Annotated in this window: 22 protein-coding genes and 1 pseudogene; all 23 read right to left on the bottom strand. The window is 57.8% G+C overall.

Annotation, left to right across the window (positions count from 1 at the left end; all coding sequences use genetic code 11):
• Nucleotides 1–9: 9 nt before the first annotated feature.
• Complete coding sequence (locus JL39_RS28295) at nt 10–1,608, bottom strand: hypothetical protein (protein ID WP_152601293.1); 1,599 nt, start codon at nt 1,606–1,608, stop codon at nt 10–12.
• Between the two features lie 240 nt (nt 1,609–1,848).
• Nucleotides 1,849–2,559 (bottom strand): hypothetical protein, encoded by a 711-nt coding sequence (locus JL39_RS30680; protein WP_200884019.1) that lies wholly within the window; start codon nt 2,557–2,559, stop codon nt 1,849–1,851.
• A gap of 106 nt (nt 2,560–2,665) precedes the next feature.
• On the bottom strand, nt 2,666–3,205 hold the full coding sequence (locus JL39_RS28305; RefSeq protein ID WP_037158684.1) for a hypothetical protein: 540 nt from the start codon (nt 3,203–3,205) through the stop codon (nt 2,666–2,668).
• A complete protein-coding gene (locus JL39_RS28310) occupies nt 3,205–3,570 on the bottom strand; it encodes a hypothetical protein (protein ID WP_037158687.1) in 366 nt (121 codons plus the stop codon). Before JL39_RS28310 ends, JL39_RS28305 begins: the two co-directional genes overlap by 1 nt.
• 25 nt (nt 3,571–3,595) lie before the next feature.
• Complete coding sequence (locus JL39_RS28315) at nt 3,596–4,147, bottom strand: rod-binding protein (RefSeq protein WP_037158690.1); 552 nt, start codon at nt 4,145–4,147, stop codon at nt 3,596–3,598.
• Between the two features lie 127 nt (nt 4,148–4,274).
• Nucleotides 4,275–4,711, bottom strand: a pseudogene (locus JL39_RS28320) (hypothetical protein).
• Between the two features lie 11 nt (nt 4,712–4,722).
• Complete coding sequence (fliR, locus tag JL39_RS28325) at nt 4,723–5,475, bottom strand: flagellar biosynthetic protein FliR (RefSeq protein WP_037158695.1); 753 nt, start codon at nt 5,473–5,475, stop codon at nt 4,723–4,725.
• A gap of 31 nt (nt 5,476–5,506) precedes the next feature.
• On the bottom strand, nt 5,507–7,594 hold the full coding sequence (gene flhA, locus JL39_RS28330; RefSeq protein ID WP_037158698.1) for a flagellar biosynthesis protein FlhA: 2,088 nt from the start codon (nt 7,592–7,594) through the stop codon (nt 5,507–5,509).
• A gap of 117 nt (nt 7,595–7,711) precedes the next feature.
• Nucleotides 7,712–7,978, bottom strand: a complete 267-nt coding sequence (gene fliQ / locus JL39_RS28335) for a flagellar biosynthesis protein FliQ (RefSeq protein ID WP_037158701.1) — start codon at nt 7,976–7,978, stop codon at nt 7,712–7,714.
• Nucleotides 7,979–8,008: 30 nt separating this feature from the next.
• Nucleotides 8,009–8,491 (bottom strand): flagellar hook assembly protein FlgD, encoded by a 483-nt coding sequence (flgD, locus tag JL39_RS28340; RefSeq protein ID WP_037158704.1) that lies wholly within the window; start codon nt 8,489–8,491, stop codon nt 8,009–8,011.
• Nucleotides 8,482–8,931: a flagellar biosynthesis repressor FlbT gene (gene flbT, locus JL39_RS28345; RefSeq protein ID WP_037158707.1), complete on the bottom strand. Its 450-nt coding sequence runs from the start codon at nt 8,929–8,931 to the stop codon at nt 8,482–8,484. Before flbT ends, flgD begins: the two co-directional genes overlap by 10 nt.
• On the bottom strand, nt 8,928–9,275 hold the full coding sequence (flaF, locus tag JL39_RS28350; protein WP_037158710.1) for a flagellar biosynthesis regulator FlaF: 348 nt from the start codon (nt 9,273–9,275) through the stop codon (nt 8,928–8,930). The genes flbT and flaF overlap by 4 nt, the downstream gene beginning before the upstream one ends.
• Nucleotides 9,276–9,313: 38 nt before the next feature.
• Complete coding sequence (locus tag JL39_RS28355; protein ID WP_037158711.1) at nt 9,314–10,423, bottom strand: flagellar hook-associated family protein; 1,110 nt, start codon at nt 10,421–10,423, stop codon at nt 9,314–9,316.
• Nucleotides 10,424–10,425: 2 nt separating this feature from the next.
• Complete coding sequence (gene flgK / locus JL39_RS28360; RefSeq protein WP_037158714.1) at nt 10,426–11,895, bottom strand: flagellar hook-associated protein FlgK; 1,470 nt, start codon at nt 11,893–11,895, stop codon at nt 10,426–10,428.
• A gap of 46 nt (nt 11,896–11,941) precedes the next feature.
• Nucleotides 11,942–13,228 carry a flagellar hook protein FlgE gene (locus tag JL39_RS28365; RefSeq protein WP_037158717.1) on the bottom strand — a complete coding sequence of 429 codons (1,287 nt, stop codon included), beginning with the start codon at nt 13,226–13,228 and terminating at the stop codon, nt 11,942–11,944.
• Between the two features lie 107 nt (nt 13,229–13,335).
• Nucleotides 13,336–14,007: a winged helix-turn-helix domain-containing protein gene (locus JL39_RS28370; RefSeq protein ID WP_037158720.1), complete on the bottom strand. Its 672-nt coding sequence runs from the start codon at nt 14,005–14,007 to the stop codon at nt 13,336–13,338.
• Nucleotides 14,008–14,288: 281 nt separating this feature from the next.
• Nucleotides 14,289–14,792, bottom strand: coding sequence for a lytic transglycosylase domain-containing protein (locus tag JL39_RS28375; protein WP_081953026.1), 504 nt, complete (start codon nt 14,790–14,792; stop codon nt 14,289–14,291).
• A 121-nt stretch (nt 14,793–14,913) separates the two neighbouring features.
• Nucleotides 14,914–16,377 carry a flagellar hook-length control protein FliK gene (locus JL39_RS30685; protein ID WP_052183158.1) on the bottom strand — a complete coding sequence of 488 codons (1,464 nt, stop codon included), beginning with the start codon at nt 16,375–16,377 and terminating at the stop codon, nt 14,914–14,916.
• On the bottom strand, nt 16,374–17,621 hold the full coding sequence (gene motC, locus JL39_RS28385) for a chemotaxis protein MotC (protein WP_244446976.1): 1,248 nt from the start codon (nt 17,619–17,621) through the stop codon (nt 16,374–16,376). Before motC ends, JL39_RS30685 begins: the two co-directional genes overlap by 4 nt.
• Nucleotides 17,622–17,649: 28 nt before the next feature.
• Entirely contained in the window at nt 17,650–18,951 is a 1,302-nt protein-coding gene (locus tag JL39_RS28390) for a MotB family protein (RefSeq protein WP_037158725.1), read from the bottom strand.
• The gene (locus tag JL39_RS28395) at nt 18,948–19,589 is read right to left on the bottom strand and encodes a hypothetical protein (RefSeq protein WP_037158728.1); all 642 of its coding nucleotides are present in this window, start codon (nt 19,587–19,589) and stop codon (nt 18,948–18,950) included. The genes JL39_RS28390 and JL39_RS28395 overlap by 4 nt, the downstream gene beginning before the upstream one ends.
• 287 nt (nt 19,590–19,876) lie before the next feature.
• Complete coding sequence (locus JL39_RS28400; RefSeq protein WP_037158732.1) at nt 19,877–21,151, bottom strand: flagellin; 1,275 nt, start codon at nt 21,149–21,151, stop codon at nt 19,877–19,879.
• Nucleotides 21,152–21,476: 325 nt separating this feature from the next.
• Nucleotides 21,477–22,742, bottom strand: a complete 1,266-nt coding sequence (locus tag JL39_RS28405; RefSeq protein ID WP_037158735.1) for a flagellin — start codon at nt 22,740–22,742, stop codon at nt 21,477–21,479.
• Between the last annotated feature and the right edge of the window lie 304 nt (nt 22,743–23,046).

Here is a 23,046-nt window from a genome sequence, read left to right on the forward strand (position 1 = left end):
CGCGGGGCCTTATCTTGCGGATGCGCTCCGGCGGGCGGAGTGCATCTGCACACGTTCTCGTAGCTCGGTCATGTGACGGCGCAGCTCACGAACCTCTTCAGCCCTGCGAATATCCTGTTGAGAAACAAGCGGCCTCGCATGGCTCGCTTCTTCCGCAAGGCGGGCGGACGTAATGGGCGAGACCAGCGGCGGAAGGTCGGCCTCCTGCGCCAGCCTCCGGTTAACCATCAATACTTCGCGGATATGATCGACGAGCGGGCGATCATTGGCGGGAGCCGGATAATGCGGGCGCCGAGGGTGCTTCGGCTCATGGAAAGGATCATCGCAGCGCGGGGCATGAAGCTCTTCGAAAGCATTTTCCGGCTCGGGAACGTCCTCCCGCCAGTCCGGCCCAACTGTCAGCTCCGGCTCGGTTGCGAGTTCCGCTTCAGCGCCATCTACCGGAACCTCGCCCGGTTTGCGACGCGTAAAAAAGACGAGCATCGAACCGAGGCAGAAGCCGGCCAATGCACCTGCACCCGATATCTCGGCGACCGACAGGCCGCGCGCTTTCACCCTCTCGACCGTTGCCGGAACAAGAACCTCAACCTTCGCTGCCGCAGTTTTCGGGTGCGTCTCGCCGCGCTGAAGCGCATCGAGATAGTTCCTGCGCGCCTCACCGACCGCGGCTTCGAGACCTGCGAGCCTCGCGGCGGAATCGACGATCTCCTTGTCACCCGGCTTTCTCGACTTCGCCGCCTTGAGTTCGGCCAGATGTATGGCAGCCGCCTTCTCCTGCTGGCCAAGTGAAGCCGAAAGCTGCTTCAGAGCCGTCTGAATGCCGGACCGCGCATCCTCGAGCGCCGCTCGGGCTGCGAGCAAGCGCGGGTGGCGAGGGCCGAGATCGCCTGCGAGCCGATCGACGGCGAGCTTTGCTTCGATATATCTCTGCCGCTGATAGTCGAGGCCGGTATATTCCAGGCTATCCGGCAACGGTTTGCTCAGAATGTCGTCGAATTTCATTTCAGACGCCTGCACGGCCTTCTGCTTCAGCTCTGCAAGCTGAGCTTCTGCGCCAGAGATCTCCGCAGTCAGTTGTTGTTCTTCGCTTTCCGCCCGGCGCAGTTGGGCAAGCTTTTGCTGGTCCGTTTTCGCGATGAAGCCGGAAAGCGACGCCTCGGCATGCTCAAGAGTCTGACGCAGCTTTTCCACCAACGGCTCAGACGCGCCGTTCCCCGAAATGGCGATCTCGTCACTCAGCGTGTCGCCGAGCATGTTGGCGATTTTCACCGCCTCGTCCGCTTCCGCGGCGGTGACTGAAACCGTGAGTTCGCCTGCCTGGCGGTCGTAGCTGGTCAAGATCGCCTGAGAAAGCCGGTCACGCAGCCGGTTCTCAGCCTGTGATACCGTCATCGCCTCGCCGGAGACGATATCGGAGGCCACACTTAGGAGGCTCGAACGATCAACGGCGAATTCGCTGCCGCCTCCCAGGTTGAGAGCGCGGATCAGATTGTCCAGACTCCGCTTCGAATGCAGCGCCGCAGCGGCATCGTTGATCGCGCGCTCGCTTGCTGCTTCGATCTTCAGCCGGGTTTCAGCTTCGAACTTTTGCGGAACCGATGCAGCCATTGGAAACGCCAAGGCAGCACCAATCAGTGTAATGACGCTGACCTTGAGGAGAGTGAAACGCATCGCGGCATGCATCGATCCGGCGTCGGCGGGTATGGCCGACGCCTCCGGATTCCGGTCTTCTATGATTTTCACCGACTGATACATGGATGACCACATAAATCCATGCCGCCGGCATCCTCGCAGGCAGCCTTTGATTAAGGCAGTCTAAATTTGTATGGCAAAGAAAGAGTTAACTTGTCAGGCGAAAGACGCTTTAGCCGGCATCGACGGAACTTTCGCTCCAACCCGAACCGGCGCGTCTTCGATGAAGCCGGATAAGCCAGATCCCGCCATGACGACCAGACCAGCGGGAACCGACGATAGACGCCGCTCCATCCGCCTTTCCGCAGCTGGGTTTGCCGCGTCGACGATGATGAGATCGCAACGCTGCACGATATCATCATCAGCATTGATCGTCACGATATCGTGCCACGGCGCATGGCGGGCAAAATGGCTCCGTAAAGCGGCTGTACGGGCGGTATCCTCGCTGGCGATACCGATCCGGCAGCCCTTTTCCAGGAACGTCAGCAGCGCGGGAACGAATGTGCTCGCCGAGAACCGGACGCGGGCAGGCTTTGCCCGCAGCGCATTTGCCAACCGGCCGAGAATGCCGTTTCCGCCCGGCAATAGCAGTCGACGACTCAGCTGATCCCGATAAAGGGCATCGACAACCTGACGCAGAGCCGTCCGTTCATCGACAAATGCGAGCGTCGTTCGGTTGCCGCGCAATGAAATCAGCCCCTCCGCGAGAGCGAGCGCTGCATTCCAGCCGAGGTCGCAGGTGCGCAGACCGAACAAAGTCCGGGATGACGCAGATACCAGGAATTCTACCGATGCGTTCATCGGTGTGCTCCACGATGAAGGACGAACAATTTCGCCGAACCTTAAGGGAGCGCGCTGAAATTCCACTTAAACCATTTGTTAAAATTCGAGCGATCCGTGCATTTCCGGGACTGCTCATAAACGAAAAGCCGGCCCATAAGGCCGACCTCTGTCAGGGTCCACCTAAATCATTTCAATGGCCTGATGATTGCGGCGCCTCGATTTTCACGCCTTCGACGATCTTCCGGCCCGGATTCGGATTCTTGTTGCCGCGCGAAGCATTGTTGCGAATATCTTCCTTCGAAAGATAATCAAGCTGTTCGACCAGTACTTCCGACACCAGGCCCTCGCCGAGCTTCTTGTTCATGCCGTCCTTGATGCTCGAGCGGAATTTTTCGAGATCGAAGGCGCCCGGTTTGCTGAGATCGACCATCTTGTTGCCGATCAGCAGGGTGAAGAGCTCATCAGTCGTCACCTCCGTTATCGGCAGCTTGACGCCCGTGATCTTCTGTTTGTCCACCATGAAGGAAACGCGGCCCAGGAAGTAACCGGTGATCGCGCCATCCGAAATCACCGGTATGGTGATCGATTCCCCCGGTATCAGTTCAAGAAGCTCCTTCTTCTTGGCCTCCTCATCGACCGGCGTCGGCGCGGCAGACATCTGCACGGAGAAATATACCGCTCCGAGCGTAACGATGCAGACCCAGAGACCTGTAAGAAGGAGCTTGATCATCAGACCTCGCCGTAGGTGAACTGTTCCTGGGTATAGGTTCCATCACCATCGGCGTCGCGAGCGGCGTTCTTCAGGAGATCCGCAACCGCACGCACGGCATGCAAATGTGCCTCGACCCGGCGAGCGTTGAGGGCAAGTTTGTCCTTCAAGCCATGCATCTGGTCGACATAACCGATGGCGAGTTCCCTGGGGTCGGTGCCACGGAAGAGCATGGTCAGTTCATAGAGGCATCGGCTCTTGTGAGCATTCGAGACCTTCAGATCAAATTCCGGGTCGCGGCCGATCCGCTGATTTTCATTGTCGATTATCATCTCCAACCGGCCAAGCACGGTCTTGATGCGATAATCATTCGAAACGACTTCCATATTTTCTGCCCCAGTCTGAGTCATGTCAGGCCTCATTGCTCTTGCCGACGCCGAGAACCTGACGTTCAAAATCGGTAATCATGCTCATCGCGCGGCTGCGATCATTCTCGTCGGTGGTGGTGTTGACCGTCCCGTGCCGTTCAGCCCGTGCGAGTGCCTGTGAATACATCTGCTCGGCGATGCCGATTCCACCCTTCTCGGACATCTCGTCAGCAATCTTCTCGGCCATCATGCTCTTCCAGAACTCACCCGCCGAGCCCTTGCCGTAAACCTCCTCGGTTTCCTTGGGGAGCATGGAATTCACGAAAGTCTGCAACACCGAAGCTTCGAACTTGCGGTATTCGTCCGGCATTTCGGCGATCTCTTTCGGCATGACCGGGTTGCCGAGGCCTGCTTTCGTCGCAGGAGTGTCGATGATGTTCATGGCGGCGCCGAAACCCTTGCCGACTTCCGCGAGACTCGTCGCAGCAAAAGCCGCCTTGCTCGCCTTCAGCTTCGCCTGCGCCTCTTGTACGGCGGCAGGGTCGGCGGCACGGACGACATCCAAAACCAGATCGCTTGGAGGTGAAATCGCCACGTCAGTTCCTTTCAATGAATGCCGTGAACTGCATCCAGGAAAGGCGCAGGGCACAGCAGCAAGTTTGCAACGGCACATGATCCTGTCGGAATCCGATTCGCATCGGGTGATCTGCGCAATGAGGGGACTATGGCGTCCGAAGCTTGCTGGAGGCTGGCGAGTCTATTTGATCATCTGCACGCCCAAGGTGATCTCGATGAGCTCACTTATGGTGTCATCAGCCGCCTCGCGGTCTTCGTGATCGCGGGCCTCCTTCATGTTCTCCTCCAGGCGATCGGCCTTGGTCCGCTCCTTGAGAACCTTCATCTCCTGAAGTTGCTGGATGCCCGCAAGCTGACGCTCCTTCATGGTCAGGCGACCGAAGCGCTCGGCATAATGCTGTGAGAATTGCCGATGGATGGGTTCCATCGAGCCGATAGCTCCGATCACGTCCTCCATCGACTGATTGACTTCGGCCCGGTGGCGGGTCGTCGCGGCAAGCTCGTGTTCGGCCATCTTCTCCATATGCCGCTGAACCGCCACCAGGCGCTTGAGTTTGTCCGACCTCTTTGCTGGACCTGCCATTTTCGCCTCTCCTAGAAGGATGTGAAGATCGGCACGAAGCCATCCACGTAGAGGCGAATGAAGGCGGCGATCGAGAGATAAAGAAGGAAAAGCCCACCCATCAGCAGAAAGGGCGTGGAAATAAAGTAAACCGGAATCTGCGGCGCGAGCTTGTTGATGAAGCCGATCGCGACGTTGAACATCAGACCATAGATCAGGAACGGGCTTGCCAGCCGCAGCATGATCATGGTCGAGGCACGCAACGTATCCGTCAGCGTAATCAGAATCCTCTGTGAATCGATCACGGCACCCACAGGCGTTGCCGCGTAGGAATCGACGAGGGCACGGAAAACGATGTGATGAAAATCCATCATGAACAGGAGCAGCAGACCGCTCAACGTCAGCAGGTTTGTCAGCTGGTTTTCCGAAGCATCTTCCAGAATGTCCTGGCCGCCTGGCGCAGTAAAACCGATCGACATGGTCAGAATCGCGCCGGCGAACTGCATGCTGAGGGTGTAGAGCCGGGCGATCAGGCCATAGCCGATGCCAATCAAGGCTTCGGTAAAGATCAGGCCGATATAGGTGGCATCCGGTGAAGACGCCTTCGGGTAGATCATATCCCAGAGAACCGGCAGTATTGCCATGGAAAGGGCGACGGCCAGGAAGAGCCTGACCTGTGCCGGCACGCGAGCGCTTCCAAAGCCCGGCAGGACCATAATGCACCCGCCCATGCGGCAAAACGCAAGGAAGAGTGCGAGAATGGTCCCCTGCGGGTCGGTAATCATAAAAAGTCCCTTAGGCCCTAGAGGCCGGCGGTCACGAGATCGCACCCAGAATCTTGATCTCGAGGCCTTTCGCCAGTTCCACATGTGACAGAACCGGCAATGTTGCAAAGAGTCGTTCGATGATCATGCGGACATAGGAGCGTGTTTCCGGGGACGTGACAAGCACGAAGGGCAGACCCCGATCCATGAATTCACGGATAACTTTGGTCGCCTGCTCACTGAATTCCTCAAGCGTGCGCGGATCGATGTCGAATTCGACCACTTCTCCCTTGGCATCTCGCTTGAGGGCCTGATGGAAAAGCATGTCCCACTTGTTACCGAGACGCAGCACGCGCAGCACGCCGTTGTCGGCAAGGTCACCGCAGAGCTGTTGCGCCATTCGCACGCGCACATGCTCGACGATCTGTTCCGTCTTGCGGACATGCGGCGCCAGTTCCGCCACCGCTTCCAGGATGAGATGCAGATTGCGGATCGAGACGCGTTCGGCCAGCAGCAGTTTCAGCACCGCCTGCAGACCGGAATAGGACATGTGCGATGAGCAGATTTCGTCAGCAAGCTTCTTGTATTCCGGATCGAGACGGTCGATCAGGATCTTGACGTCCTTATAGGAGAGAAGCTGCGGCAGGTTGTTGCGGATGACTTCCGACAGATGGGTCAGCACGACCGAAACGTTGTCGATCGGATGGAATCCTTCGCGCTTCAGGTCTTCGGCGAAAGTTTCAAGGATCGAGACCGCGGGCATTCCAAAGGCGGGCTCGCGGATTTCGTCGCCGGGAATGCTCGGCTTGCGGCCAGACCCGGTGACGACAAGCACATCGCCGACGCGCAATACGTTGGAAGCGATCGTCGTGCCATGGATGCGGATCTGGTAGGACTTTTCAGGGATGGCGATGTCGTCGCAGACCTTGATTTCCGGCACTACGAAGCCGTACTGGGTCGCAAACTTCTTGCGCATCTTGCCAACGCGGAAAGCAAGTTCCTGATGCTGGCCGAGCAGTCGGGTCGAGACCTGCTTGCCGAGCGCAAGTTCGATTTCAGCAGTCTTGAGGACCGATTTGACCGATTCCTTCTCGGCTTCCTTGCTCTGGACGACCTTCTTTTCCTCGTCTTCCCGACGGGCCTTGTTCTCTGCCTCGACACGGCGTGGCACCAGCCAGGCACCGAAACCCAGAGCGCCACCCAGGGCAACGAAAGGCAGGAGGGGCAGACCCGGCACGATGGCAAGCAGGCCCATCAACGCAGCGGACATCGATAGGGCGCGCGGATAGCCGCTCAATTGATCGACGACAGCCTTGTCGGTGGACCCGGCCGTGCCGCCGCGGGTCACAAGGAGGCCGGCCGCGAGTGAGACAATAAGTGCCGGAATCTGTGAGACGATGCCATCGCCGACGGAAAGCTTGACGAAAACATCCGCCGCCTCGCCGATCGGCAAGCCGTGGCGGAAGTAACCGATGATGATGCCGCCGAAGACATTGATAGCGGTGATGATGAGACCGGCAATCGCGTCGCCGCGAACGAATTTCGACGCACCGTCCATCGCCCCGAAGAAGGAGCTTTCCTCTTCAAGCTCGGAGCGGCGGCGCTGGGCCTCCTTCTCGTCGATAATGCCTGCCGACAGGTCCGCGTCGATCGACATCTGCTTGCCGGGGATGGCGTCGAGGGTGAAGCGGGCGCCGACTTCCGCGATACGCGTCGCACCCTTAGTGATGACGATGAAATTCACGGTGACGAGGATCATGAAGACAATCACGCCGATCACGAAGTCGCCGGACATGACAAGGCCGGAAAAGCCCTGGATCACGTTGCCCGCGGCGCCATGACCTTCATGGCCCCGCGAGAGGATCACGCGCGTCGTTGCGATGTTGAGCGACAAGCGCACCATGGTCGCGATCAGCAAAACTGTCGGAAACGACGAGAAATCGAGCGGACGCTGGATCCACAGTGCCACCATCAGGATCAGCACCGAAAATGCGATCGAGAAGGCAAGACCGATATCGATGAGGAAAGGCGGTATCGGCAGGAAAAGGATGCAGAGGATGGCGACGATGCCGAGAGCAAAGCCGATGTCACGGCCGCTCGGAGCTACCTTCGGTATGGATAATGCAGGTGGTTGCGCCATGGATTTCCCGTCTCTTCATGAGATGGCGGCAGGACATTCTCCTACCAGTTCACATCCTGACTAACGGGCGAAGCTTGCGCGAAGGTGGGGTGGGAAAAGCCGGCGGGCAGCAATCGCTCAAAAGCCGGACTGCACCCGCGAAAAGACCAGATTGGCGAAAAGATTGATCTGACCGCCGATAAATGGTGCTGTGATACCGATCGTAATCATGATCGCGACGATCTTCGGTACGAAAGTCAGCGTCATTTCCTGGATTTGCGTCAGCGCCTGGAGAAAGGCGATGGCCACGCCCACGACCATAGCCACGACAACCGCGGGGCCGGAAGCGATCAGGACCGTCCAGATCGCCGCCTGCATGATGTCCAGGGCATCGGCCTCATTCATCGCGCTTATCCTGATTCGCAGCTATTTCGATCAGGTATCTGTAGCGCCGTCGTCGGTATCAGTCGAGCCATCGGAAGTGTCATCCTCGGCCGGGAACGGTTCATCCGAGAATACGACGCCGGCCTGCAGCAGGATCTTGTTGTCGTCTTCCGTGATGGCGACGACGCCGTCGGAATAGACCTCGACTTCCTTGACCTTGCCGGTGAGCGTATCGTCGGCGCTCTTGACATATTTGCCGATCAGATCGCTCGCACGCGTCAACGCCTCTGCCTGCAACATGCTCTTCAGATGCGTGTTCGTCTGGATCGACTGCTCGACCTGCGAGAACGTCGCAAGCTGAGAGATCTGCTCGCTCGCATCCATGGGATCGGTCGGATCCTGGTACTTCATCTGCGCTATGAGAAGCTGCAGGAAGTTATTGTAGTTGAGACTGGCGTTATTCGCCGCATCGCTCGATGCACCGGCATTCGCCCAGGGGTTGGCCGCTGCCGATGTAACCGGATCTACCGCCATGGCGCGATCTCCTTGCGGATGCGCTCGACGGTCGCGGGCGCAATTTCCTGGTTATTGAGAATGCGGTCTTCCACCGGGTAGAGCGCTCGGATCGCCTTGAGTGCATCGAAGGCCCGGCCGGAAGCAACCATCCCGTCAATCCGTTTCAATTCCGCCAGAACCTCATCGTCATTGAAGCAGGTGAGCAGCATGGCGACAGACTTGCGGAACAACGTCATCGACTGTTCCCGGCCGTCCGGATTGATAAGCATCATCTGGGCGATGAAGTAGAGCTGACGAAGCGGTGTGGTCGCATCTTCCGGCTGAAGAACATGGTTTTCCAAAAGGAATGTGACGTCGTTGAGGAATTCCAGCGCGACCTTGCGATCAACGCGCAACACGGCGCCGTTGATGAAGATCCGCTCGCCGGATTTCAAGGAGATGCGAAGCGTACTTTTCATTTAAGTCCATCCCTGATGATGGTGGTCACGTCTATAACGCCCTGGAAATTGGCCGATTCGCGTTTTCTGATCTTCTCGCATTCCTTCAATATCCAGATGGCAATGGAGATCAGATCCGCCCGCAATTCGGTAGCCAACTCGTTATCGGGTTGCCTCAAGTCTTCGATGAACCGGATCCAGACACGCCGGGTATAAAACAGAGCCTCGATCGTCGCGCGCGAATAACCTTCTTCATCGCGAGCCGCGATCAGAAGTTCAATGGAACGATCAAGGGCCTGCCGCTCGCGATCCTTGGCGTCTGCGACGCCGTCCTCCATGATCTCGGCGTATGAAAACTGGTACATTCATGTATCCTTCATCTTCACGACCTTCCTTTTAATCATCAAAGGAAGTTGGCGAGGCTCAGCTGCTGTATTTTAGCCGTCACTGTATATGCAGTTTCGAGAAGTGTCTTCAACGTATTGAGACGAGTAGCCGCCTCCTCCGGATCGACATTTTCCATGTCTCCCAGGCTCTTCGTCAGAATATCTTCTTGCGCCTGCAACCTTTCCTCAACCTTGGAAACCCGTTCGGTGGAGATACCAATCGTCGTCCGCTGCTGATTGATGCTGTCTACGCCGTTCATCGCCTTGTTGATAACAGCGTTGGTTCGCGAGCTTACGGCTTCACGAGCCTCCTGGCTGACGCTGGTCTGCAGAAGCTCCATCGAGACGATCGATGCGAACGCGAAATTGCGCATGCCGGCACTGTTGGCATTCGTCGAGCTGTCGATGACCTCGGTCGGGCTGATACGGCTCTTCATGTTCTCGTCGCTTGCGCTGGAGAAGAAGGTTGTCCAGAGATCCTGACCAGCCAGCGCCGCCGGATGCGGCGGATCCGTGAGGGGAGCCGTCCCGTTGAACTTCGCCTCGAGGTCATCGAGGAAATCGTTCATCTGATCTTCCGTCATCGCCGACAGACTCGGTATGGGCGGGACCTGCGACGACATGTAATAATTGAGTTCGGTGTCGAAGGCCGCCTTCGCCGGTGATCCCGGTGCAAAGTAATCCTCCATCGGCTTCACGTCGGTATTGATGCCGGCGAAGATATATTCGCCCTTGACTGAAGTATTCGCAAAATCCGTGAATGCGGCAAGCGAGGCAGACATCGTCTGGCGCGCCGTCGCCAGGCTCGTCTCGTCGGTAGAACTGCCCAGCGTCAGAATTGCGCTCTGAATATCAAGGCCGAGCTTGTTCATGTTATCGAGCGAGAGTTCCGCGCTTTCCAATCGTGTGGTCGCAAGCGAGGCGGTATTGAGCAAAGATTCGATACGGCTGATTTCGCGCGAAAGGTCGAGCGCGCGCGATGTGCTGGCGCCCAAGGTAACACCAAGGTCCGCGTGCTTCATGGTCACGGACTCTTGGTTGGCCTTCACCATTTCGCGCTGCACGCCGGCGATCGAATTTCGCATCGTGGTCTGGACGGACAATGTGGAAATGAAAGAGGTCTTCATGATCAGCTCGCAATATCCAATAGGGCCTGCATCATCTCATCGACCGTCGCCATCAGCTTGGTACCGGCCTTGTACGACTGCTCTATATCGAGAAGCAGCGACAATTCCTCGTCGAGACTGACGCCCGTGTTGCTGGAATAGGCATCAAGGGTTCGGGTCAGCATGGCCGTTTTCGACTCGTCGGCCGCAGTCGCCGTACTGCGAAGCTGTTCCAGCCAACCCATGGAATCGGATGCAAAAGATAGAAGGTCCGGAGCGTCGGCGATTTCCGTCAACGGGTCGAAGGTCATCGGCGCTTCGAGATTTTCATTATACTTGTCGAGCAGATCGCCATAGCTGCTGCCGCCGGTGTTGACGACGTAGGCGGCTCCGTTGATGCCGCCATCACGCAGCTTGTCAGGCGTACCCGCCGGGGGAACCACCACCGGATTGACGAAGATCCGTGAGGCAAGGCCCGGCACGATCGCACCGGAAGCAGGAATTGCTGTCTGCTGGACGCCGGAGCTATCCTTATACGCAAAAAGACCGGTCATCGGCGTTAGAGCACCGGTAGGCCCTGTTTCAGCAAAAGCCGTAATAAGACCGCGGGCAATCTCGTCGAGCTGACTCTGGAAGGTCGGCGCAACCGTATCGCGAAGCTGCAGCAACGCCTGGATCGAACCCTTGGCGCTCGTGTTGGCGGCCTCACCGGCTTTGAGAGCCACGCCATCAATGTAGACACCATTGCCGTTGGTCGATGCGTCGAAAGCGGCCGTCGGCTGGAACGTCACCTTGCGGGGAACGGTCTCGAACAGCGTCACCCCGTCGGAGGTATAAAGCACCAGGTCGTTGTTTTCGCGAATATAAGACGTTACGCCAACGATTTCGGAAATCTGCTTTACGAGAGCTTCGCGCTCGTCGAGCGCGTCATTGGCGTCGGTGCCGCTTGCCGTTGCATTCTTGACCTGATTGTTGACGCTCTCCAGTTTGGAAAGCAGCGAGTTCAGCTCATCGACATCTTGCTTGATCTGATCGTCAGCATCCTTGCGGATCTGCTGGAGTTTGTCGGCAGCCGTATTCAGGCCCGTCGCCAGATCTTGCGCACTGGAGATGACGGAAATGCCCAGGCCGGTATCGTTGGCGGTTGAGGCAAATGCATCCAGATTGTTGCGGAAGGCCGTAATCAGCTTGGCGGGAGACAGCTCGTTGGAGTTGCCACCCATCAGGTTCTTGATCTCTTCGAGGCCATCCAGGAGCGTCCGCTGCCCGCTTGCAACCGACGAGCTTTCAATCGTCTGACGCAGGAGCGGCGCATTTTGGGAGCGGACGATATCGCCGATCATCGCCCCGTTTCCACCGGTCACCACCACTGCGGAACGACGGATATAATCCGGGTTCTGTGCATTGGCGATGTTCTTCGAAACCACGGCCGATTGCGTGCCGGAGTTGTTGAAAATGGATTGAGCCGTGGACAATGCTGACGAAAGCGACATTCTTTACTAGCCTCTTGAGATTTATTCTCTCGACTGTCCTGTCCGCTTACCTCTTCAGGTTGATGAGGACGTCCATCAAGTCTGAGCCGGTCTGAAAGACCTTGGAATTTGCGGTATAGACGCGCTGGGATTCGATCATCTCGGTCAGCTCGTTGGCGATATCGACGTTGGAGCTTTCCAGCGCACCGGAATAGATCTCACCAAAAGAGCCGCTCTGCGGGAAACCGATGGTGACGACGCCGGAATCATTGGTCGGCAGATAGACGTTGCCGTTCCGCGGCAGTAGCTTGTCGATCGCCGGCACGGTTGCCAGTGCGAGCTGATAGATCGCGCGGCGCCCGCCATCCTGATAGACCGCAGTGACCACACCATCGCCGCCGATTTCAACATCGGTGATCGGGCTCGGCGCGTTGCCGTCGATGATGCCCTTGCCCGGCGTGAAGTCGCTTGCGAACTGCGTCATGTCGGAGAGGTCGATCGTGATCGTCTGAGCCGGCGTAGCGCCGTCGTTCGGATCGGTGATTACAATGTCCGTCGGAGAACCCGACGCCAGCTTGTTGGTGTTGGGATCGAAGGTCAACGTCACCGTTTGCTGGACGAGGGTAGCCGGTGCCGTTGCAGTGTAAGGGAACCCACCGTTTGTGGACTGATCCTGACGGTAGACACTGACTTCCCAAGTATTCGTCCCGGTCTTGGTGTAGTAGAAATCGTAAAGCACCTTCGACCCGGCATGGTCGTATCCGGTCAGCGAGCTCTTATTCGTGTATGTGCTGGTCGCAACGTTGTCGCTCGGGCGGCTACCGGCAGCAACCACGTCCGCTTCCTTGTCCAGGTTGGCAGGGAAGCTGCCCTGGCTCGAAGGTGAAGACACCAGACCGAAGTCATTGATGTTGATGGCCTCGAGGCCGTTGAAGCCGTTGACGACAGCGGCTGGCGGGTTCGAACCATAGGGATAGCCCATGAGCTGATAGCCGGCCGTATTGACGAGATAACCGTTGGGATCCTTCTGGAAGGCACCGGCGCGCGTGAGATAAGGCGAACCGTTCGCATCACTGACGATGAAGAAGCCTTCACCCTGGATCGCAAGATCGGTGTTCGATGTCGTGTACTGGATGCCGCCCTGCTCGGAGATGCTGTAGCGAACGTTGGTTTCGACACCGCCCGATGAGTAGGAACCCTGGGTGGACGGAAGCACCAGCGAAGAGAATGCAGTCGATGCCCGCTTATAACCGACCGTGCTCGAGTTGGCGATGTTGTCACCAACGGTGCCGAGACGATTGGCCTGAGCATTCATACCCGAGACGGCCGTTTTCATCGTGCCGAAAATACTCATAGGAAATCTCCGTTGTGTCTTGATGGAGAGAGTAGGTGGTGGGCCTTGCGTGAAGCTGTCTGCTTTCCCGTACCCGCCGAAAATAAGCGGCAAGACCCTACTGAAAATCAGTCCCAGTCGATGCAATAGCCAAGGAAACGCTTGGAATCGACAGGATCGAAGCCGAGCTTCTTGCGCAGTTTCTTGCGCAGCTTGCTGATGTGGCTTTCGACAACGTTTTCTTCGACTTCCTCGTCGAAGATGCCGTAGATGGCGTTGAAAATCTGAGTCTTCGAGACGCGCCGGCCGCGGTTGGCGACCAAATATTCGAGAATGCGGCGCTCGCGGCGCGGCAACGGGAAAACGTCGCCGTCGATCTCCGGATCCCGGCCATCGGAGAAGACGCGAATCGAACCGATGTCGGTGTAATTCGAGATCGCCTTCAACCGGCGACGGATCGCGGCGGCACGCGCCAGGATCTCGCGGGGGTGGACAGGTTTGCGAACGACATCATCGACGCCGCTGTCGAAAAAGGCCAGCGTAGCCTCGAGGGAGGGATGGTCGCTGACTGCGATCACCGGCGCCATGGAACGGTCCCGGATCGCCCGCGGCAGTTCGAGGGCGCATTCGCCCTGACCGATCAGGAAGGCTTCCACCGCGGCGATATCCATGTCCGCCGCCGTATTCACCCATTCGCCGAATTCTTTTGGATCAAACCCCGTGGAAGGAATTCCTTCCCGCCCGAAGAGAGAGGTGTACCCATCTTTCACGAGCTCGCGCTCATCAACCACTACGATCATTCGTCCGCCTCCGAATCAGTTGTGGTGTTTCAATAGGCCTATGGGTACGAATCAGCGGAATCGGAGGCAAGCTACGTGAAATTAACCAAACAAATTAATAGTTGATTAACACATGCTCCCTGATTTGCACTAGATGTAGTATGCCGCATCTAAACAGGCACAATTCTTCAGTGGAAAAATTAACGCATCGTAAAAGAAGACTTGCGCTGCCACATTTGCCACATATGTGGCAGCGCTGCAATTTTGCGATTCTTTGATTTCTGAGTTCAATCCAGGATTGCTTACCCGTCGCAGAATCCGGAAGCCGTCGGAGTCCATTTTCCGTAGCCCGTTGCGACAAGATTGCTGATGACACGACAGACATATCTCTTCTGAGCAGGGTCGTTATTGGGTCCCGCGTGGTATCTCGCCACCGCCATCGTCCAGGTTTCATGCCTATCATGTAGATTGCGAAGGAATTTCGCTGCATATTCCACGTTGCGACGCGGATCGAACATATCCTCCGGTGACGCGAAATTCTCCCCGTGGAAATAATGATTGATCTGCATGCAGCCCATGTCGATCAGCTTTGCTCCCTGTCGCTTCGCGTCGTGGAATTTCGTCATGGCCACCTCCGCCGACGGCAGGAAATAGGCCTTCCCTTCGATGTTCATTGCATAAGGGCTAAGGCTTCCCTTTCGGCCAGTTTCCGTCAGGCCGACAGAATAGAGGATACCTTCCGGTATGCCGTATTTGGCCGCTGCACTCTGAATCTCGCGCTCGCAGACACCCGGATTGACGGGCACAGGCGACGGCGACGTGGCTGCAGATGCAGGTCGAACCGCGGCAGGTGCGGAAGGAGGCTTCACCGCGGCGTCGTCAGGCCCGCCCCATCCACCGGAACTGAACAGCGAACCGCCGTATGCGTCAGAGGTAAAGCTGACCAGAGCGAGCGTTACCAGAACCCGAAAGCTGGGTGTTCTCCGATACCGCTTCATTCGAATTCCTCGTTTGCTCCGCAGTTGCCCGCTCTTGACCGCGGCCAGTCTCATGCCCCTGCCTTCCGCCCTCTGCCATTGCCTGCTGCCCCGGCTGACCGGCTTGGCCCTGCTGACCACCTGCCGCATCCGAGGCCGACGTCGGCGTTGGCGCAATGCTGATCGTCACCCGATCCACGGCAAAGCCCTGGGCACGGAGCGCATCCAGAATGCCGCCGCTGTCCTCGCTGAGCTGTCTGTAGGCGGCACGCGTTTCGACGGTGAGATGGACGTTCAGTTCATCGCCATGCAGACGCAATGTGGCCGTCACCATGCCGAGCTCATGCGGATTCATCTGCAGCTTGAGCATGTTCACGACGGTGCCGGTGCTGCTTTGCGCGGCCGCATTCGAAAGGGCTGAACTCGGATGCGCAGCGGCGGCCCATTCCGGATCACCCGCCAGCATCGCGGTCAGGTTCGCCCCGTTGGAATTGGGAGCAAGCCCGAGGAAACGGCGCGAGTCGAGGACCGCGACATTTTCGGCTGCACCATTCGAAGGCGATCGGAATTCCACCGTGGAATGCTCGTCTCGGCCTTTACCGACTGCCATATCGACCTTCTGACCTTCACCCCGCGCGTTGCTGAAGCGAAACAGTCTGGTCTCCTCCGCACCCGCATCCGGGCCGCCAGGCACCGACGGCAACTGATCTTCTCCCGCTCCGGTCAATTTGAAACGCTTTGGATCATTGACGGCAAAGGCGTCCACATTGTTGGACCGGGCATCTCCATCCTTGGCGCGCTTCACCTGCGCGCCTGCGATATTCTTCGGCATCATAGCGTTCAGTTCGCCGGACTTGGCCTCGCTGCCGATCAGAAGCGAGAACATCTCGGCGATCTTGGCATCGTCCGCGTCAAGCATGGACGTATCCAGAGTAGCGTCCTCATCCTGCGGGTCGATCTTGTCGGCAGCCACGCGCTTCTCCGTGGCGCCCTTCTCATGAAGTTCGTCGGATTTGCGCGCCAAGGCCTTTGCAGCCGCAAGAGCGTCACGAAGTTTCTTTTCAGCCGGCGTCATCTGCCGCTCTTCGGCTTTTCCCAGTCGTTCCTGCCCAGGAAATTCAACATTATTCTTCAATTCGTCCGGGGGGCGACGAAGGGATTCCGGCCTTATGTCAATGATCGGTTTTGACGTGGCGGATTTCACCTCGGCAGCCATCCGATCCCCGAGAGAGGATGACGTGCCCTCGTTCTCAAGGGCATCGTCATCCGATTGCTGCGGGGGCAGATCGCGATCAAGACCCGAAAGAGCATCGGAGAAGCTGTTCGAAGATGCGTCGGTATCCTTGCGGCCCGAAATCGCCTGTTTTGCGGACGAAGCCGCATCGGCCTTACCACCCAGAATGTCGGTAATCATTTGGACGGATTCTCCTCCTTCAGCATTTCATCGATAGCATTCAATTTCGAACGACCACTATCGACATATGTCTGGAAGGCCGGATCGAATTTGGCAGCTGCGCCAGCCGTCGGATCTTCCGTGGTGGCAGCAGGCCCAGCGATCTCATTTCTGGGCGACGCGACTGGGGATTTTGCGTCTTCTGTATTAGTCATATTGATTGGCTTTTCTTGTGCGAGGCTTTCGGCTGTCGGCCAGCCAACGACTTGCTCCGCCACAACTTTTGCCGCCTCACGCAAGGCCCGATCGCGCGGCGAAAGCGTCTCTTCGGGGATATCGGATATCGCCTGCATGGCTGCTCGAATGTCATTCGTCGGAATATCGGCAAGGCCGCCATAGAGCCGCGCGAGTGCTTCAGGCGTCGGATTCCCGGAAAGCGCTTCCACTTTTGCAGAGGCCAGACGAGCAAGGTCATTCTTGCCGGCGATGGCGGCTGCACGTGCAACACGGAGGAAGACCTCGCGGCGGCGGTCGACGTCCATGAATTCGAGTGCTCCGTCGATATCCTCTTCCGTAATCTCGCCGAAATGCCCCACGACAAGCTGTACGAAGAAATCGGCGAACTGGCTGGCATAAGGCGAATGTATGAAGCGCCGGGCATATTTGCGCGCGTAAGAAAGCGCCTGCTCGACCATGTCGGCATCCACGGTGATCGCAACCGAACGGCGCAATGCGGCTTCTTCGATGATGGTACCAGGGGCCGTCAGCCGCGCCCAATCGTAAAAGACCAGCGCATCCTTCGGATCCGTCGCCACCATCACATTGCCACTGACCAGCGAGAGATAGGGGCCGATCTTCTCGTCTCGGTATTCCTTGGCCATTTCGCCCAGACTTTTTGCAACCAGAGTGCCCTTGCCGCTCAGATATTTCCTGAGCGCATCGGCAATGCGGCTGTCGAAATTTCCGGCAATGTCGCGCGCGGCGAGGAATTCGAGCGTGGCCGGATTGCCACCGCTCATGGCATAGATCAACGCGGCGTCGACATTGCGCGGATCCTCGAAGATCGACGGATTTGCCGCCCTAAACCTTTGATCGACCCTCTCCAGCATGAAACGCTGCATCTCCGCCGCCGAGTGATCACCGAGCACGACGGAATCCTGCACGAATTGCAGCGAGCGAAGCATGACATAGGGCGCAAGCTCGCCATGATCCTGGGCGGATGCCGGATATGCAAAGGCAGCCCCGAAAACGAGCGTAGTCGCCAACAGAGACCGTATGCCCGCAAGGACCATCTTATCCCTCGTCCGCCTGGATCAGGATCTCGATACGGCGGTTCGCCGCGGCAAAGGGATCACCCGGCACCTGCAGACGCCTGTCGGCGAAGCCCGAGACCTGCTTGATGCGATCTTCCCCCAGACCGCCATGCACCAGCATGTAGTAGGCGCTGTGAGCGCGGGCCATGGAAAGCCGCCAGTTGTCGTTCTGCGTGTCTTTGAACTGGCGACCGTCCGTGTGACCTCGCAGGATGACGCTTCCCTTGCGTTCCTTGAGGATCCGGCCGATCTTCTCCATCGCCAGCACCATTTCGCGGCGCGGTACGGCCGAGCCGATATTGAACATCGGATCATCCGTCTGATCGGAAATCATTACCAGCAAACCGCCTTCGGCAGGCGTGACGACGAGGCCTTCGGCGAGTTTGCCCGCAACGCCGGAAATCTGTCGCTCGATTTCCTGGCGCAAATCGTCCGCCGCCTTCTGCTCCGCTTTGGCTTCATCCTCCGCCTTGCGCCCGTCGATATCCGCCGACTTGCCTGCCTGCGTATCCGGCTGGGTCTGTGTCTTGTCCAATTGTGTCGGATCAGGACGCGGCATAGGAGCGGCGGCCGCCATTTGCGTGACCGGTGGCTGCGGCTGGCCCTCTGTCGATTGTGGCGCCTGGGGAGATTGACCGATTTGCGCCTGCGGATCGTCACTCGGAACCGCTTTTACAGCTTGCTCAGGACCGTCAGCGCGCGTTACCTGAACCTGCCTGGTCCAGAAATCAGGATCGAAGGGATCGCGATAGGCTTGCCCGCCATCCGCTCCGGTCGCGGGACCGGATTCGCTTGCCCCCCCTTCCCCCTTTGCGCTTACATTGGCTTGCTGCCCCACCTCCTGCGCAATCTCGGCAAGAACGGAATAGGGGTTCTCAAAGAAATCCGCCTCGGAGTAGTTGGGTTCGTCGCCGGAGGTTGACGTCATATCCTCGCCGGTCGCCGCAGCAGAGCCTTGAACGTCGGCATCCGCTTTGACCCGCGAGCGCTCGCCGTCTTCCTGGCCCTCCGCTGCATCGACGGGCTTCTCAAGGCCCTTCTCGGCCGGGGTCTCATCGGAAAGTTTGATCGGGTTGAAATAGCTCGCCATCGAGGCCTTGGTTTCCTCGTTGGCTGCGTTGACCAGCCACATCACGAGGAAGAATGCCATCATCGCAGTCATGAAATCGGCATAGGCGATTTTCCAGGCACCGCCATGATGGCCGTCATCGTGCCCGCCGCCATGCCGTTTGACGATGACAACCTCATTCTTGCCGTGATGATGGTTCTCGCCCTCGCTCATCCCAGTACCTTCTTCAGACTCGCGGACCACGCGGACATGCGGGTCACAAGAGCGGTTTCACCTATATCGACTGCGATATCGAGGTCGGGCGCTTCGACATGGCGCAGGAGCGGCGTGGGGTCTCCAAGCGCTTCCTTCAATTTTTCAAACAGATGCAGCGGACCACGCACCGTCAGCGCCCCAAGATCGCCCTCGATCATGGCGCCGCGAATGATATCCGCCATATCGGATACCGCCTTCTGGGCAAGCGCGTCATCGAGCAGCGGTGCCAGAATTCCCGCCGTCTGATCGCTGACCGCCTGCGCCGTCAATCCGGCAATTTCCTGAAGCCGGGTCGCGATCATTGCTGCCGCCTCGGTTTCATATCTTTCGCGCAGTGCTGCCATTTCCTCAGCATGGGCAGAGAAAAGTGCCTGGCGCTCTTCCTCGAAACGTCGCTGCAGTTCCTCGGAGGCGGCATCATAGCCCTTCGAGTAGGCTTCGGCGCGTTCCGCCTCCACATCGACCGGGCTCTCGACCACGGAAGGGAGTGCCAGATCGTCGTCGAAACCCTGAGTTAAGCTGTCCGCCATCAACGGTAACGGAATGGCTTGCGGTTCGCTGAAGTCCTTCAGATAGCGGGCGAGCGAGGCACTCATCGGATACCCCGCCGTTCCGTGCCCACTTGCCGGGTACTCGTTACGAGCTCGCCGAAGGAGCGAAGTTCCGCTGCTGCAATCATCGCATCATTCCGATAAGGTTTTCATTCGTTCGTCGGTGGCGAGATGGCAATTTTCGCCAGACCACAGCGATACGGTAGGAAGTCAAACTTGCGCGAGGATGAAGATGCGGCAACAGCGCACCAGAGCATAAGGGCAGGTTCAACGACGTGCCGTACCGCAGTCGAGAAAAGTGCGGCACGGAGAAGGCAATCAATCTATACGTGTTATTGCCGGAAGAGCTGAAGGATGTTTTCGGCGTTGGTATTGGCGATCTGAAGCGACTGAATACCAAGCTGTTGCTGCGTCTGGAGCGCTTTCAGTCGAGTTGATTCCTCGTTCATGTCGGCATCAACCAATCGACCCACACCCTTGTCGATCACGTCGGTCAGCGAAGCGACAAAACTCTCTTGAAGATCGATACGTTTCTGAATGGAGCCGAGGCTGGAAGCGGCACTCGTCATCATCTGCAGTTGCTTATCGACGAAACGCTCCATCATATCCAGCACTGCATCGTTGTCCGGCGCAGAACCCGGAACCAACGCGTTCATCTGCGCCGCCACCTCATCCAGTTTGTCTATGTCAAGCGACGAGACGGAAATATCGAGCTTACGATTGTCCAGGTTATCGCCAACGCTCGTATCGAGATAATAATTCGTCGCGCCAATCTGGTGAAGCGGGGTCGTCACGACCGGCGCAGTGGCGGGGTCAACCGTGGTCACCTGCACCCACTGACCTTCAGCGACCTTCATATAGAGAGTGCCGGCGAGATCATAGATACGCGAATCGACTGCAGTTGCACCAATCAGATCGGTTTCGGTGTAGAAAGGAACGGCATAGCTCGCGCTCGTCGGTGCCTGGGTGCCATTCGCAGTGGTAACGGTCACCGCCGCTTCGCCTTCAGCCACAAACTCGACCGGCGAATCCAGAATGCCGAGATTACCGCCGCTGAGATCGAAAAGAACGGTCTTGGAGTCCAGCGTGTAATCGACGGTCTTGACGGCGACCTCGCCCGAGGCGGTGCGCGTGAACGACGCTACAACCTGCTTGATGACCGGCTTCTCGTCCGCATTGGTGCCGCCGTTGCTGATATAATCCTGCAGCCAGTTCTCACCCGAAAACGTAGCGGATTCGGCAATGCTCTTGAGCTGCTCCTGGAGCTGCGTGATTTCTTCCTGGATCTTGTTACGGTTGGCACCGACGCCGTAAGCGGCAACGATCTTGGATTTGATCTCCATGACGGTGTCGATAGCGCTTTCCATGGCGGCATAAGCGGTATCCACCTTTGCCGCGCCGAGACCGAGAGCATCCTGGATCGTCGACAGCGCGTGATTATCGGAACGCATCGTCGTGGCGATCGACCAGTAAGCCGCATTATCCGCAGCTGTCTGGACACGCATGCCGGAGGAGACCCTCGCCTGGGTTATCTCCATGTTGCGGTCGATCGAGCGCAGGGTCTGCAGAGCAGCCATAGCGGCAGCGTTGGTAAGGATACTGGTCATTGGCCGTGCCTCGGTCAGATATTCTGAACAATCCGGAGTGCATCACCGGAAACGACGAGAGGCATCATGCTTACCGCCCCTCTGCATCGCGGATGCGGGCGGCCTGTCGTTCTTAACAAATCGTTAATACGACAGTTATCAAAGGCAATCGTGGATTGGCAAGTTGTTATTGAGGTCTGAATGCCCGAACGCGACGCCCGTGCAGGCTTCGCGCAAGCCACGCAGCCAATATGAAAAACCGCGCCTCCTGCGAGACGCGGTTTTCTCTCCTGAATATTGCTGTCGTGTCAGAGCGGGACGAACCGCTCCTAGCCAAGAGCGCCGCTTACTGACGGAAGAGCGACAGAATATTCTCGGAACTGGTGTTGGCGATCGAGAGCGACTGGATCGCAAGCTGCTGCTGGGTCTGCAGCGCCTTGAGTTTCGTCGACTCCTCGTTCATGTCCGCATCGACCAGGCGGCCGATGCCGCTATCGATCGAGTCAGTCAGCTTGGAAACGAAATCCTCCTGCATCTCGATACGCATCGAGATCGAACCAAGCTTGGCAGTCGAACTGGTGAGCGCTTCGAGCTGCGTATCCACAAAGGAGAGAAGCGCCGCCATGATGTCTTCGTCGCTGACATTGGTACCGCCCATGCCCAGATCGCTGGTGCCGCCGTTGCGGTAGTCATCGAGCTTGGTGATGTCCAGTTCGGCGACGGAAACATTCAGCGAATACGATGCACCGGCAGTGGCAGTCGCACCAGCCGAGAAGTCGTACCCCTTGGTGGTGTAGACGGCGTCGATATAAGCACCGCCGACCTTGATGAGGTAGGTGCCGCTTGCGCCGGTCGTGAAGACGCCGTTGGTGTCGCCCTTCATGAAGACGCCGCCACCGATGTCCTTCCACTGGGCGCTGGTGTCATACAGGGCAGTTGTATTGACCACGCCATAATACTGGACATGATTGGTCGTGCCGTCGTCGTAGCTGATGGCGCGCGAACCCTTCATCATGTTCATGTCGAGAAGGCCGGCATTGCCGCCCGAAAGGTCGAAAAGGACATTCGTCTCGTCGAGCTTAACGTCGACCGTCTGGACCGCGATATTGCCGTCGGCACCACGAATGAACGAAGCAACCACCTGTTTGGTGACAACATCCCCTGCCTGGATAATGCCATTCGCATTCGACGCTCCGCCGATATCGGCCTGCAGCCAGTTTTCACCGGAGAAGGAGGCGGAGGAGGCGATGCTCTTCAGCTGATCCTGAAGCTGAGTGATTTCTTCCTGGATCTTGGCCTTGTCGACGCCGGCCTCGGTCGCGGCAACGAGCTTGCTCTTGATTTCCTTGACAACGTCAACGACGGTTTCCATCGCGGCGTAGGCGGTGTCGACCTTGGCGGCGCCAAGACCAAGGGCGTCCTGAACGGCGGAAAGGGCCGCATTGTCGGAACGCATGGTGGTTGCGATAGACCAGTAGGCAGCGTTGTCGGAAGCGGTACCGACACGTAGGCCGGTCGAGACACGGCTCTGTGTGTTTTCAAGATCTGAGCCGATCTGCCGCAGGGTCTGGAGAGCAGCCATGGCTGCGATATTGGTAAGAATGCTCGTCATTTTGAGTGCCCCTTGATTGGCTAGATGAAAGGGACATTCCGGGATTACACCGGCAATCGATGGCTTGGCTTGATGCCCGTTAACCTCTTCTTCGTCTTGGTTAACCCATCGTTTCGATGAGCCCATCTAAGAGAGAAATGGTTAACAAAGGTTAAACGGCCATTTACGAAAGTTAATAAAAAAATGACGGGCACGAAAAAGGCCGCGCCCGTCGAGCGCGGCCTCCTGATTGAGGCTCTATGACTTTCCGGATTAACGGAAGAGCGAGAGGATGTTCTGCGAGTCGGAGTTGGCGATCGAGAGC

The sequence above is a fragment of the Rhizobium sp. YS-1r genome, from assembly GCF_000757525.1.
GTDB classification, from domain to species: Bacteria; Pseudomonadota; Alphaproteobacteria; order Rhizobiales; family Rhizobiaceae; genus Neorhizobium; species Neorhizobium petrolearium.

Bases quoted from the DNA above. Each gene is read 5' to 3' on its own strand.
- JL39_RS28295 (WP_152601293.1), bottom strand. From the start codon at position 1,608: ATGGCTGCATCGGTTCCGCAAAAGTTCGAAGCTGAAACCCGGCTGAAG.
- JL39_RS28305 (WP_037158684.1), bottom strand. From the start codon at position 3,205: ATGATCAAGCTCCTTCTTACAGGTCTCTGGGTCTGCATCGTTACGCTC.
- JL39_RS28310 (WP_037158687.1), bottom strand. From the start codon at position 3,570: ATGGAAGTCGTTTCGAATGATTATCGCATCAAGACCGTGCTTGGCCGG.
- fliR (WP_037158695.1), bottom strand. From the start codon at position 5,475: ATGATTACCGACCCGCAGGGGACCATTCTCGCACTCTTCCTTGCGTTT.
- flhA (WP_037158698.1), bottom strand. From the start codon at position 7,594: ATGGCGCAACCACCTGCATTATCCATACCGAAGGTAGCTCCGAGCGGC.
- fliQ (WP_037158701.1), bottom strand. From the start codon at position 7,978: ATGAATGAGGCCGATGCCCTGGACATCATGCAGGCGGCGATCTGGACG.
- flgD (WP_037158704.1), bottom strand. From the start codon at position 8,491: ATGGCGGTAGATCCGGTTACATCGGCAGCGGCCAACCCCTGGGCGAAT.
- flbT (WP_037158707.1), bottom strand. From the start codon at position 8,931: ATGAAAAGTACGCTTCGCATCTCCTTGAAATCCGGCGAGCGGATCTTC.
- flaF (WP_037158710.1), bottom strand. From the start codon at position 9,275: ATGTACCAGTTTTCATACGCCGAGATCATGGAGGACGGCGTCGCAGAC.
- JL39_RS28355 (WP_037158711.1), bottom strand. From the start codon at position 10,423: ATGAAGACCTCTTTCATTTCCACATTGTCCGTCCAGACCACGATGCGA.
- flgK (WP_037158714.1), bottom strand. From the start codon at position 11,895: ATGTCGCTTTCGTCAGCATTGTCCACGGCTCAATCCATTTTCAACAAC.
- JL39_RS28365 (WP_037158717.1), bottom strand. From the start codon at position 13,228: ATGAGTATTTTCGGCACGATGAAAACGGCCGTCTCGGGTATGAATGCT.
- JL39_RS28370 (WP_037158720.1), bottom strand. From the start codon at position 14,007: ATGATCGTAGTGGTTGATGAGCGCGAGCTCGTGAAAGATGGGTACACC.
- JL39_RS30685 (WP_052183158.1), bottom strand. From the start codon at position 16,377: ATGATTACCGACATTCTGGGTGGTAAGGCCGATGCGGCTTCGTCCGCA.
- JL39_RS28390 (WP_037158725.1), bottom strand. From the start codon at position 18,951: ATGAGCGAGGGCGAGAACCATCATCACGGCAAGAATGAGGTTGTCATC.
- JL39_RS28395 (WP_037158728.1), bottom strand. From the start codon at position 19,589: ATGAGTGCCTCGCTCGCCCGCTATCTGAAGGACTTCAGCGAACCGCAA.
- JL39_RS28400 (WP_037158732.1), bottom strand. From the start codon at position 21,151: ATGACCAGTATCCTTACCAACGCTGCCGCTATGGCTGCTCTGCAGACC.
- JL39_RS28405 (WP_037158735.1), bottom strand. From the start codon at position 22,742: ATGACGAGCATTCTTACCAATATCGCAGCCATGGCTGCTCTCCAGACC.